The organism is Aerococcus viridans, assembly GCF_001543285.1.
Taxonomy (GTDB): Bacteria; Bacillota; Bacilli; order Lactobacillales; family Aerococcaceae; genus Aerococcus; species Aerococcus viridans.
This window is the reverse complement of sequence record NZ_CP014164.1, coordinates 208,757-221,788: the sequence shown is the minus strand read 5'-3', so window position 1 is coordinate 221,788 and position 13,032 is coordinate 208,757. Positions and strand designations below refer to the sequence as shown.

The 13,032-nt window shown below is 37.8% G+C and carries 12 protein-coding genes; 2 read left to right on the top strand and 10 right to left on the bottom strand.

What is annotated here, in order from left to right:
* Window position 1 precedes the first annotated feature (1 nt).
* Complete coding sequence (locus tag AWM76_RS01035; RefSeq protein WP_003141957.1) at window positions 2-994, top strand: aliphatic sulfonate ABC transporter substrate-binding protein; 993 nt, start codon at window positions 2-4, stop codon at window positions 992-994.
* A gap of 180 nt (window positions 995-1,174) precedes the next feature.
* Here AWM76_RS01035 and cysK read toward each other — a convergent pair whose 3' ends face one another.
* The 5 genes from cysK to AWM76_RS01010 all read right to left on the bottom strand — a co-directional run bounded on the left by cysK (window position 1,175) and on the right by AWM76_RS01010 (window position 6,902).
* On the bottom strand, window positions 1,175-2,095 hold the full coding sequence (cysK, locus tag AWM76_RS01030) for a cysteine synthase A (protein WP_039934926.1): 921 nt from the start codon (window positions 2,093-2,095) through the stop codon (window positions 1,175-1,177).
* Between the two features lie 460 nt (window positions 2,096-2,555).
* A complete protein-coding gene (locus tag AWM76_RS01025; protein ID WP_003141520.1) occupies window positions 2,556-3,104 on the bottom strand; it encodes a GNAT family N-acetyltransferase in 549 nt (182 codons plus the stop codon).
* 39 nt (window positions 3,105-3,143) lie between these two features.
* The gene (locus AWM76_RS01020; protein WP_003141522.1) at window positions 3,144-4,082 is read right to left on the bottom strand and encodes an ABC transporter ATP-binding protein; all 939 of its coding nucleotides are present in this window, start codon (window positions 4,080-4,082) and stop codon (window positions 3,144-3,146) included.
* Window positions 4,082-5,620, bottom strand: a complete 1,539-nt coding sequence (locus tag AWM76_RS01015) for an ABC transporter permease/substrate-binding protein (protein ID WP_039934929.1) — start codon at window positions 5,618-5,620, stop codon at window positions 4,082-4,084. Before AWM76_RS01015 ends, AWM76_RS01020 begins: the two co-directional genes overlap by 1 nt.
* A gap of 139 nt (window positions 5,621-5,759) precedes the next feature.
* On the bottom strand, window positions 5,760-6,902 hold the full coding sequence (locus AWM76_RS01010; protein WP_060779307.1) for an RNA-guided endonuclease TnpB family protein: 1,143 nt from the start codon (window positions 6,900-6,902) through the stop codon (window positions 5,760-5,762).
* 100 nt (window positions 6,903-7,002) lie between these two features.
* Here AWM76_RS01010 and tnpA point away from each other — a divergent pair, with 100 nt between their 5' ends.
* Window positions 7,003-7,425: an IS200/IS605 family transposase gene (gene tnpA / locus AWM76_RS01005; RefSeq protein ID WP_060779306.1), complete on the top strand. Its 423-nt coding sequence runs from the start codon at window positions 7,003-7,005 to the stop codon at window positions 7,423-7,425.
* Between the two features lie 252 nt (window positions 7,426-7,677).
* Here tnpA and AWM76_RS01000 read toward each other — a convergent pair whose 3' ends face one another.
* The 5 genes from AWM76_RS01000 to nrdF all read right to left on the bottom strand — a co-directional run bounded on the left by AWM76_RS01000 (window position 7,678) and on the right by nrdF (window position 13,030).
* A complete protein-coding gene (locus AWM76_RS01000; RefSeq protein ID WP_003143704.1) occupies window positions 7,678-8,634 on the bottom strand; it encodes a 2-keto-3-deoxygluconate permease in 957 nt (318 codons plus the stop codon).
* Between the two features lie 164 nt (window positions 8,635-8,798).
* Entirely contained in the window at window positions 8,799-9,800 is a 1,002-nt protein-coding gene (locus AWM76_RS00995) for an IS30 family transposase (RefSeq protein ID WP_060779305.1), read from the bottom strand.
* Between the two features lie 132 nt (window positions 9,801-9,932).
* On the bottom strand, window positions 9,933-11,225 hold the full coding sequence (locus AWM76_RS00990; protein WP_003141318.1) for a nucleobase:cation symporter-2 family protein: 1,293 nt from the start codon (window positions 11,223-11,225) through the stop codon (window positions 9,933-9,935).
* A 3-nt stretch (window positions 11,226-11,228) separates the two neighbouring features.
* Window positions 11,229-11,825 carry a xanthine phosphoribosyltransferase gene (locus AWM76_RS00985; RefSeq protein ID WP_016896482.1) on the bottom strand — a complete coding sequence of 199 codons (597 nt, stop codon included), beginning with the start codon at window positions 11,823-11,825 and terminating at the stop codon, window positions 11,229-11,231.
* A gap of 188 nt (window positions 11,826-12,013) precedes the next feature.
* Entirely contained in the window at window positions 12,014-13,030 is a 1,017-nt protein-coding gene (nrdF, locus tag AWM76_RS00980) for a class 1b ribonucleoside-diphosphate reductase subunit beta (RefSeq protein ID WP_003141322.1), read from the bottom strand.
* Between the last annotated feature and the right edge of the window lie 2 nt (window positions 13,031-13,032).

The window sequence follows — 13,032 nt, the reverse complement described above, 5'->3', positions numbered from 1 at the left end:
AATGAAAAAAAAAATCTTTATTAGTATGTTACTTGTTGGCTTATCGGGCTTTTTAGCCGCATGTGGTACTTCGTCTGCAGGCGAGAAAGACGAAAGAACCATTACAATCGGTTACTTCCCGAATATTGACCACGTTCCAGCAATGGTAGCAAAAGCAGAAGGGTACTATCAAGATCATCTAGGAGATAATATTTCTATCGAATATAAGACATTCCCTGACGGCTCGTCATTTATGACAGCTTTAAAAACAGGTGAAATTGAAGCAGGATTTGTTGGACCAGGACCAGCAATGAACCACTATACGAAAGGAACAGATGTGAAAATTATTGCAGGCGTGTCAACTGGCGGTACGGTCGTTTTAGCAAGAAACGGTAGTGGGATTGAAACTGCCCAAGATATTGAAGGAAAAATCTTTATTACACCAGCCGTTGGTTGTACACATAACGTTCAATTTGAAACATACATGAAAGAATTAGGCATTACTTCAAATAGAATTGGTGGATCCATGTCACATACGACTGGTCAACCCGCACAGTATCAAGCATTATTTGAATCAGGTAAAATTGATGTTGCTGTTGCACCTGAGCCATGGGCATCCGTTTTACAACAAGAAGCAGGCGCAAAGGTTATTATTGGTGCAGATGAAATTTCATTTGGTCAAACACTACCAGCATCTGTCCTTGTAGCTACTGGAGAGATGATTGAAAATGATTCAGCATTGATTCAAAACATTGTTGATGCACATAAAGATGCGATCACATTTATCAATGAAAACCCAGAACAAGCAAAAGAAATCACACTTACAGATATTGAAGAAGAAACTGGTCAAGCACTAAGTAAAGAAGTGATTGATGGTGCTTGGGAAAATATCGGCTTCACTTATGAAGTTAATGCTGATGAAGTACAAGCATTTGGTGATTCTTCATATGACCTAGATTTCCTACAAGAACAACCAGACTTCTCAGATCTGATTGACACTCAATTTATCGACTAAAGATTTGAAAAGAGTGTTAAATCTAAGCCGGCACATCATTTAAAGATAACCATATAAAAAACCGTCAAATCTAATATTGATTTGACGGTTTTTTTAGATTGTATAATATTTGGTGTTGGTGAAAGGGGCTTTTAGCCTAAGACGATGAAAAATTTCCTCAATACCCTTTATGGAAAAATATTATTCGTCAAATAAATTCATACTTAAATAGCGTTCACCAGTATCCGGTGCAATACAAACAACCTTCTTACCTTTCCCAAGACGCTTGGCTACGTCAATCGCTGCAAAAACAGCCGCTCCACCTGATGGACCAATAAAAATACCTTCTTCAGTGCTCATCTTTTTAAATATAGCTACAGCCTCTTCATCGGCTATTGGCATAATTTCATCATAAATGTCCGTATTAAGTATGTCTGGAATAAAACCAGGGCTCGTACCGACTAATTTATGTTCACCTGGTTTACCTCCTGATAAAACCGGTGATCCTTTAGGCTCTACTACCGTGATAAACAAATCTGGTAGTAACTCTTTTAACGTCTCTCCTGTACCTGTAATTGTTCCTCCTGTGCCTGCCGTTGCCACAAAAGCGTCTAGCTTTCCATCCATTTGCTGATATATTTCTTTTGCCGTTGTAACCCGGTGCACATCAGGGTTGGCCATATTTTCAAATTGTTGAGGCATAAAGCTATTTTCGATCGTTTCATGCAATTCTTTAGCTTTCTTTATTGCACCCGGCATTTTCTCCTTGCTTGGCGTTAACACAACTTCTGCACCATAGGCTTTTAAGATATTAATACGTTCCTTCGTCATATTATTAGGCATAACTAAAATGGCTTTATAACCTTTAGCTGCTGCAGTCATTGCTAAACCTATCCCAGTATTTCCACTTGTAGGTTCAATAATCGCTGCACCAGGCTGAATAAGTCCTTTCTCCTCCGCAACTTTAATCATATTATATGCCGCACGATCTTTCACACTTTTAGAAGGGTTAAACATCTCAAGTTTCACATAAACATCCGCTGCATCTTCAGGAACGATTCGATTTAATTTTACCATAGGGGTATTCCCGATTAACTCAGTTATATTATTTACAACACGCACCTATATCAATCCCTTTCATTTAATAAATTCATATCTATTTACTATGATATATATTATACCTACTAGCCTGTTAATTCGCAAACGTTGCGCGTTTTAAAAACCAATTAAAAACAGTCGTTGATATTTGTGGTGGGTGTCAAGTCCAGCACTTACCTTATGAAAAACAGTTAGAACAAAAACAAAAACAAAAACAAAAATAGGTGATACAGTTATTAAAACCCTTTGGCCGCGTGGAGCCAATTATCCCGATGAAAGATCCGTACTATTACCGAAATAAAATGAGAGGACCCCTTTCTATTGGTTGTTTGTTGTGAATTAACCATATCAGAAAGGGGTTCTTTTTGCATCACCTAACGGGTGATGAAGCAATTTACTACAAGTACTATAATCACAACATTAATTGACATTTTTAGAAAAACTATGAATTATTCAGGTCCTTCTATAATTATTAAGTTTATGATTATTTTGGGGCTAAGTATTCATCTCTTAGTAAAGAAAATACTACTGAATCTGATGGCCCACTATCTAGTTGTTCATCTTGTCTAAGAATCCCTTCTTCAGTAAAGCCTAGGCGTTTTGGAATCGCTTGGCTTTTATGGTTGGTTACCGCTGCTCGAATTTCTACACGATTTAAGGCTAAGTCATTAAAAAGATAATCAAGTAGGAAAGCTACAGACTTGGTCATAATCCCTGAACCTTGGAATGCTTCTCCTAAATAGTAACCTAGTGAAGTTGACTTGTTTAGGTGTTTAATATAATGCAAACCGAGCACACCAGCTAATTGACCTTCAAACCAAATCCCACATTGAAAACCATCGTTATTGGCAAATTGTTGTAGCCCCTCTTTAATAAAAGGTAATTCATCTTCCGTAGCTTTCATGAATTTCACCCAAGGTAAGTATTCACCCAGGTAATCACGCGAATGATCAATCAACTTGTACAAAGCTTCTACATCACGCTCTTCTAATATTTTGATTGATAATTTGTCATCAATTGGGGTTTTAAACATGCCACCACACCTTTCTGATTTTCTTTATATCATAACACCTTATATACTTTTTAGCCGAGCAAATACAGCCTGTCTATCTAGCGTTCCTAAACTCGTATCATTTTCCGTGATCTCAACCACCTCATCAGTTGCTAGTAAGGCGTATAAATCCTTTTGATGACTAGCGATATCAATTTGTGGATAATCGGGATGGCCTCCTGAAAGTGGTTGAATATCTGGTCGGAAGATATTTAAGCCAAAGATATCTTCTTTTTCTTGGTTAAATAAGGAAGCCACTACCTGGTTTTCTGGATTTGTCAGAATTTCCTGAGCAGTATCCACCTGAATTAAACGGCCCTGGTTCATAATCCCAATTCGGTCAGCTAATTTAATGGCTTCATCCATATCATGTGTGACAAATAAGATGGTTGTCTTCAACCGCTGATGAATATCGACTACGAGATCTTGTAACTGGTTACGCGAAATTGGGTCTAGGGCTGAAAAAGGTTCGTCCATTAAAATAATATCCGGTTCAGCTGCAATCGCACGTAAAATCCCAATTCGCTGTTGCTCCCCACCAGATAATTCATCAACTGGTCGGTTCCGGTAAATTTCGGGATCTAAACCTACTAAATTGAGTAGTTCGTCAATTCTAGCTACACGTTTCTCTTTTGGCCAACCAATCATTTCTGGAATAACATCAATATTTTCACTAACATTCATTGTTGGGAAAAGGGCAATCTTCTGTAAGACATACCCCATATTCCAGCGCATCTTCTCAATATCATGATCTTTAATCTTTTGCCCTTTAAAGTAAACATCTCCACCTGTTGGCTCAGTCAAGCCGTTCACCATTTTAAGGGATGTCGTTTTCCCACTACCTGAAGGACCCACTAAGACAAAAAATTCACCTTCATGGATGGTTAGGTTCAAGTCAGCAATTACACGTTTGTCTTCATATACTTTCTCTACATCTTTAAATTCAATTATAGTGGCCATTATGCATCCTCCCCTATTAAGCCCTTGTCGACTAGGAAATCATGGGCTACTTGGCTAGGCTCTTGCCCTTCAACGTTTACAGCATAGTTCATTTGGATCATCTCATCTTCGGTTACTAATCCACTTAATTTGTTTAGGGATGCCACAATTTCTGGATGGTCTTCAGCGAAGTCTACATTCATCAATGGACCTCCTTGATAATTAGGGAATAGTCCTAAATCATCTTCAAGCGTAATCAAATCATACTCTAAAATTTGACTATCAGTTGAATAAGCATCAATCACATTGACTTCATTGTTATTGATCGCATTGTATCTAAGCGCGGGTTCAAGACTTTTCACTGACGGGAAGGTCAACCCGTATAATTCTTGAATACCAACATAGCCATCTTGACGGTCAATAAATTCTAACGTAAATCCAGCTGTAATCTCATCTTCAACTTTCGCTAGATCTGAAATCGTTTCTAGATCATTATCCTCTGCAAAGTCACGCTTCACGGCTAAGGCATAGGTATTTTCAAAAGAAAATGGTTCTAGAAAAGTCATATCATACTGTTCTTTTAGTAAGTCACGTGCTAATTGATAGGTATCTGCTTGGTCGAAGTCGCTTGTATCCGTAGCTTCATCTACGTCAACTAAACTTTCAAGGACTGTACCTGAAAATTCTGGATAAATATCGATTTCATTATTGTCTAAAGCAGAAAAAAGGAAGCTTGTTTTACCAAAATTACCTTTTACATCAACATTGACATCGTCATTATCTGCTTCAATGATTTCTTTATACATATTAATTAGAATCTCTGGTTCTGACCCTAATTTACCGGCGATGGTGACATTCGTTACTTGACCAGTCAAACGTTGCGCCAAGATGGGCCCACCGATCCCTACAAATAAAACAAGCAAGCTAATCAGGATGGTTTTCATTTTTTTATTTTCTAACCATTTAATGAGGGCACCAAAAATAATCGCTAATAAAGATGATGCGATAGCACCGATAAGGGTTAAATTGCTATCATTTCGGTCGATCCCCAACATAATCAAAGACCCAAGTCCACCAGCACCGATTAAAGTCGCTAAGGTTGCTGTTCCGATCGTTAATACTAACGAGGTCCGAATACCAGAAATGACCACCGGCATTGCTATAGGGAGTTCCACCTTAAACAGACGTCTTCGTCTAGGCATCCCAAAAGCGATTGCAGCTTCTTCAATTGTCGGGTCAATTTCTACAAAACCTATATAGGTATTTTGTAAGATAGGCAAAATCGCATAGACAACTAAGGCGATCAGTGCAGGTACTGAACCTATCCCTACTAAGGGAATTAACAATCCTAACAAGGCCAATGAGGGAATCGTTTGTAAGATACTAGCAAATTGTAATACGGGCTCCGCATATTTGCGGTGGTCACTCAACCAAATGGCTAGTGGAATTGCAATAACACAGGCGATGAACAAGGCAAGTAAGGATATAGCCATATGTTCGTAAGTAGCAGTGAATAATTGGTCTTTACGTTCTATTAACGTTAAGAAAAAATCGTTCATAATAACTCCTTTCAAGTTACAAGGTGTATGTAGATAATTTAAAATTGCGCAAGATGAACTACAACGCCATTAAAATGGCGTGTTTCTAGGAACACTCATGACTTGTTCCACTTATTTCAAAGCAAAACAGCGGTCTAAGCTATTTAACTAAGGCCCGTTCCAGGCCAATATTTAATATATTTTTAGCTGCGTTGATATCTCTATCGTGATGCATATTACACTTCATACAAGTCCAATGACGTATATTTAACGCTTTTTTACCGCTATCATACCCGCAATTAGAACATTTTTGGGATGTCTTGTACGGATTAATAGCTACAAATGTCTTATCGTACATTTCGCACTTTGCCTCTAGGATTGTTCTAAACATCCGCCAGGATTGGCCAGCGATTGAACGGGCTAATTGATGATTTTTCATCATATTAGTCGTCTTTAAATCCTCTAGAACGATAACGTCATAACTTTTAACCATATCGGTTGTGATTTTATGAATGTAATCCTTGCGGATGTTTTTGATACGTTGATGAATACGGGCCACTTGGCGTTTGGCTTGCTGGTAGTTTTTCGCATCCACTAAATCCACACCGTTCTTTTTGGCTTGTAAACGTCTACGGGCCATTCGCTTTTCCCAATAATGTAATTGCTTCTTATAAGACAAATGTAGTCGCTGACTTTGATATTTTTGACCATCAGACGTAATAGCTAAATCACTTAAACCTAAATCGACACCGACTACATTCCCTGTTTTGGGCATTGCTTGATTATCGCTTGTGACCAAAATGGAGATATAGTAGTCGCCACTAGGTGTATATTTAACGGTGACAGATTTTATGCGTTCATTCTCAATATGAAGCACACTTGACTTACATTTTATCCAACCTAATTTAGGTAATTTGATATACCGTTGATTGTCATTAAAACGAATGTTGTTGCCACGTATGGTACTTAAATACGACTGTCTGGTGTTCCTCTTTGATTTGAATTTTGGGTATTTTGAATAGCCTTTAAAAAAACGGACAAAAGTTTCGGATAAGCGTTTAACACTACATTGAACAGCTACGCTATCAACTTCACGCAACCAGGGATATTCCTTCTTCATTTGTGGAATAAGAGAGGATAACGCATTATAAGATAGCATTTGAAGGTCAGGATTGTTTTCGTACCGCGCATTCAACATGGCCAACATTTCGTTCCAGATGAATCGGGTATGACCAAAGGTCATATGAATTAACTGACGCTGTTTTTCGTTAGGATAGATTTTACACTCAATTCCTTGATACATGTTTTCACCCCCTTGCGTTTATAGATATATTATACCATACGTATGACACTTGTTTATAGCGATAACAATTGCTATAATGTAGTTAAAGAGGTGTTTACATATGATAGTGAAAACAAGGACAAATGTTTATGATTTTAATTTCCATTTGGTTTGGGTAACAAAGTATCGTAAAGAAATATTTACGACCATTGAAAAACAAAACGCCATGCAAGATATATTGACGCATATTTGTGATGAACACGATATTATCATCCAATCGCTCCAAGTTATGCCTGACCATATCCATATGTTGATTTCGTTCAACCCTAAACATGCCGCAAGTAGTATCGTCAAAACACTTAAAGGGAAATCTGCGCGTCTATGGTTCAAAGCATATCCAGAAACAAAAGCAATGTTATGGGGTGGCCATTTATGGACACCTAGTTATTTCATGTCAACAGTAGGCAGTATGTCTAAAGAAACTGTTAAAAAGTATATAGAAAATCAATTAACGGAATACAATGACGGTCGCCCTAGAACTTGATTCATCCATGTAATGAATTACACGGTTTTCTCAAGGGGTGACTTTAAATAAAATTGTGCCACCACCGGATAAATGATTTCAGCAAAATTATCACTCGTATGTTATATTATCGCATACAAAGCCGTAATCACATTGCAATAAGCCTAGGTTTTGACTGCCTTATTTGTCCAAGTTGGCCTTTTTAAAATATATGAATTTAATACATCAAAAAAGAGCCATGTAAGCATGACTCTTCTGTAAGCATTGAGATAATTATAATGATTGAATAACATATTCTTTTACATATAGTTTCTGTGCAACAATAGGTGAAATAATTGAAGTGATGATACATACCATCATCACGATAGCAGTAGCACTTGCTGATTGATCAGCAAATACCAACGGCAAAGCAGATGCAATACTAGCAGGATTGGCTACTGACATGCCTGCTACATTCCAAATAGCTGCACCATCTACCCCTGCGTTTTGTTTCATAATGTAGCGGTCAAATGGAATTAGGGGTAGTAACAATACCATGAATATCCCAGCCATTAAAATGCCTGGCAATCCTGAAGCGATAGCTGATTGAATATTCATCGCTGCACCTAGGTTCCACCCTAAGAAAGGTAGTAAGCGACCAATCATCGGCACAAAAAAGTCGGTGAAATCTTTGTCTAGGTTACCTAGAATAGTACCGGCTACGAAAGGCACAAAGATTGAGATGATCGGTTGCCAGTCAATTCCTGCTGCCCCACCGTCGGCCGTTAGAATACTTAATAAAATTAAAGGTGCAAAAGGCATACTAATCAGGAGCATAATACCGTATACGGCGCCAAACTGTTTATCCCCATAACTTGAATGAATAGCTAGTGCTACCGATGGGTTTAAAGAGTAAATTACACAAGCGAAAGCCAATAAGTTGATACCAAAAATGCCATCTAAACCAAACAACCAATAAAAAACTAAAATATAGATTGTTGAAATCACTAATTTAAATAGAATTATCGGCAAATGACGTTTTATTAAAGGCACAATTTGTTTTAAATCTAAACTTGTCCCAGCTGAAAATAACAATAGTCCAATAACAACGTTGGTCCCCATTTGAAACGTTTGTTGTGTTGTTCCACCGATTACATCATACATATTAGGGAAGATAGACACTAATACTAGTGATACTACCAAGGGAATCAAAAACATCCCTGCAGGTACTTTATTTATTTTCTTAAACATATATAAACCTCTCTATAAGCATTTTTAATGGAAACACCACAATTACGCTATCATATATTGCTTTCAATCCTGAGTCAATAACAATTGTCAGTTTTTCATACAGTAATTTAGTATTTATGACTAAAATTGCAAACATCATAGCTATAAAAATACCCCTTAAATTGTCAAATTAAGTGCAACACAGTTTTATAAAAGATATCATAAGGTGTTTTCCAATTCAAACATTTTTTGGGACGTGTATTTAATTTCGTTGCCCAACCTTGTATCTCTTCATCAGTTGCATCTGTCAAATCAACACCTTTCGGTGAGTACTCTCTAAGGAGTCCATTTGTATTCTCATTAGATCCTCTTTGCCAAGGGGCATGAGGATCTGGAAAATAAATTTGCGTATTATTTAATTCCTCAGTCAATCGGGCGTGTTGACTGAATTCTTTACCACGGTCAGGTGTAATGGTTTTACAAAAATCAGAATCAATACCTTGTAATAATTTAATCATTTGGTCAACTACCGGCTTAGAAGCTTTCTTCTCAGATTTACCGATTAGTAATAACCTAGATTTTCTATCAACTAGCGTTACTAAGCACGCTTTACCAGTTTGACCTGCAACTGTATCTGCTTCCCAATGACCAATCTCAGTTCGTTCATTAGCGCTATCAGGTCGTTCATGAATCGTATTGGAGATAGGGATCTTTCCTCTTCTCTCTACGTGATTTTTAGAATGGCGTGTTTTACCTCTGTGTCTTAATTTACGGATAGCGCCTCGATTACCGGTTGATAAACCAGGCTCATCGAAGTCGCCACGATAAATTGCACGATAGATAGTATTATAACTGATTTTATTTTTGGCATTTTCAAGGTTCAAACGACCAGAAATTTGTTCTGGAGACCATTGTTCGTTGAGAAATAGTCGTTTGACCAACTGGAAAATAGAGTCTTTATCTAGCGTGCGATGTCTGCCACATAGTTGTTTTCTACGTTTATACTCTCCATGAGCAGTTGACGGTGAATAACTGCCATCCTTGTTTGAATTACGATGTAATTCTCTTGAGATAGTCGATTTAGAACGGTCTAGGGTCTCGGATATATGCCCGATAGTTTCGCCTTGTTCATACATTAGGAATATTGTTTCTCGCTCGTTCATGGTAAGATGTGTGTATGGATTCATAGCTTTCTCCTTCTAATAGTTGGTTAGTACATCTATTTTATAGGAAAACTATGGATCTTTTTTTATTTTATTATTGTTGTTGCACTTAAATTGTAAATTCGTCCTGTTTAAAAGAGATATTTTTAAAGTGATTTATTTCTTTACGCCATGGAAGAAGGCGTTTAGTAAGACAACTGTTACACCACCAGCTACGATTCCTGAAGACGTTAGCCAAGAAATCCATTCTGGCAGTTGTGCAAAGGCTGCAGGTGCAATAGCCACACCTAAACCGATTGTAATTGCAGCACCAATAATCAATTGGTTACGATTATCTGCTAAATCTTGCGCACCCAATACGCTGATTCCGTATGATAAGACATTACCAAATAAGAAAATCATTGCACCACCTAATACGGCAGACGGTACAGAAGTGGCAATAGCACCAATTTTTGGAATCAAACCAGATAGTAGCATTAAGATAATCAAGTTGATGAAAATGGTTTTCCGCTTTTCACCTGACATTTGTACTACGCCCACATTTTGGGAGAAAGCAGTTTGTGGTGATGTATTGAAGATACCAGCAAGTAAATACCCAATCCCTACTGAGAAATATGAACGACGAAGATCTGCTTCATCGATGTCTTTATCATACATACCAGCCAAGGCATAGTTGATACCTGTTACTTCAATCATAGAAATAATACCAACCACTGTTAGCGATAAAATCGCTGCTGGATGAAATGATGGCGACTCAATTGCAAAAGGCACCGGTAGTTGCACCCAAGACGCCTCTAGAATAGGTTGCATGTCCATTTTACCCATAAAGATAGCAATAACCATACCAGCAACTAGTCCAATCAAAATAGAGATAGATTGAAGAAAGCCTTTAGTGAAGCGGTATAAGAGCAGAATAATCACGAAAGTAATCAGCCCAAGAATCAAGTTATCGATATTCCCGTAGTCTGCACTACCCTCGCCACCTGCTAGATTATTAATCGCAACAGGAATCAGGGTCGCACCAATTAGGGTCACGATGGTCCCAGTCACTAGTGGCGGGAATAGATGGGACAATTTGGCAAAAATGGGCGCCAAAAGTAGGATAATGACACCCGCTGCAAGGACTGAGCCGAACATGGTCCCTAAGCCGTACTGAGCCCCCACCTGAATCATAGGGCCAATCGCTGTAAAGGAACAAGCCATTACAACGGGTAAGCCCATACCGATAAATTTCCCGCGGTATAACTGCAAGAAAGTGGCAATCCCAGAAATTACGATGTCAGCCGATACCAGGTAAAGGGTCTGTTGGGTCGTGAAATTAAGGGAACTTGAAATGATTAGCGGTACAACAATGGCACCGGCATACATAGCTAGTAAATGTTGTAGTGAAAGAAATGTAGTTTTAGCTGAAAAAACATCTTTAAAATTTATATTCTTCAAATTGGCCACCCGCTATGCTAACTTTTCATCTTCTTCATCGACAAAAGTCACTTTATTGCCTGCTAATGAAGCAATACGGCAAACTGAGTAAACATCTACACCCGCATCAATAAGGCGTTGACGTCCTGGTTGGAATGATTTTTCTACACAAATACCCACACCAACAACTTCTGCACCAGCTTGTTTCACTAAGTCAATTAACCCTAGACTCGCTTCACCGTTCGCTAAGAAATCGTCAATGATCAGTACTTTATCATTCTCATTTAAATATTCTTTAGAGATGATAATTTCGCTTGTTTTATTCTTAGTAAATGAATGTACTAATGTTGAGAATTTATCTTGTCCAGCAAGTGTTGATGGTTCAGATTTTTTGGCAAAAAGCATTGGCACTTGGAAGTGGGCAGCCACCATGATAGCAGGTGCAATACCACTTGCTTCGATGGTTAATACTTTGGTAATTTCACGTGATTTAAAGTAATCAAAGAAGTTACTTTGGATGTCATGCATCACTTTTGGGTCGATTTGGTGGTTTAGGAATGAGTCAATTTTCAAAATCTTTTCATCGATGACTTGACCGTCTTTTAAAATACGTTTTTGTAAGTAGTTCATGATAAATAGCCCCTTTATTTTTGTTACCTCCATTGTACGAACAATATGTCCCAATTGCAAGGCATTGTTCGGCGAAACGACGAACAATTTCTAATGGGTATCGGTAAATCTGAATAAAAAGCTTATCCAACCACAAAAAAAAAAACTAGCTTGAGAGCCAGTTTTTTTTACTTGTATTGATTGGAAATTTAAAAGTCGTAATCATCGTCGCCCATCGCTTCTGATTCACCCATTAAGTATGAATTTCCTACTTGTGAGAAGAAGTCATGGTTACTTGAATCTGTTGAGATACCATTCATCACAATTGGGTTGACATTTTCTGCTGTACCATCTGGATAGAAGGGTTCAAATCCTAAGTTTTGTAAGGCTTTGTTGGCATTATAATGTACAAAGGTATTAACTTCTTTCGTCCAACCTACTTGTGTATAGATTTCTTCGGTATATTTCTCTTCATTTTCCATTAAGTCAAATAGCAGCGCGTACATCCAGTCTTTTAATTCATTTTGTTCATCAATTGATAGTTGGTTGTAACCTAATTGGAATTTGTAGCCCAGGTAAGTACCATGTACAGACTCATCGCGAATAATCAACTTGATAATTTCAGCGACATTCTCTAATTTATTGTTGCCTAAATACCATAATGGTGCATAGAAACCTGAATAGAATAGATAAGTTTCTAGAAATACGCTAGCAACCTTTTGCTGTAATCCGGTTCCATTTTGATAAATTTCGTTGATGCGACGTGCTTTATATTGGAGGTATTCGTTGTTGTTAGCCCAGTCAAAAATCTCATCAATTTCACGAGTCGTATTCAATGAAATAAAAATTGTTGAATAAGATTTAGCATGTACTGACTCCATAAATAGGATATTGTTCAATACAGCTTCTTCGTGTTGTGTCCGAACAGCATCACGCATAACGTTTGCGCCTTCTTCAGACTGTAGAGTATCTAAAGCTGTTAAGCCAGCAAAGGCTTTGTTGACTACATCGCGTTCTTCTTTTGTTAGGATTCGCCAATCATCACGGTCGTTTGAAACTGGAATACGTGTATCCAACCAAAATTGTGAGGTCAATTTTTCCCAAGTTGATTTATCAATCGCATCTTCTACGCGGTCCCAGTCGATGGATTTGTAGTATAAAACGTTGTGGTTGGTTGGTTCACCGTTCAAAATCTGGTTAAAGTATTTTTTATTTTCTTGTGTCATTA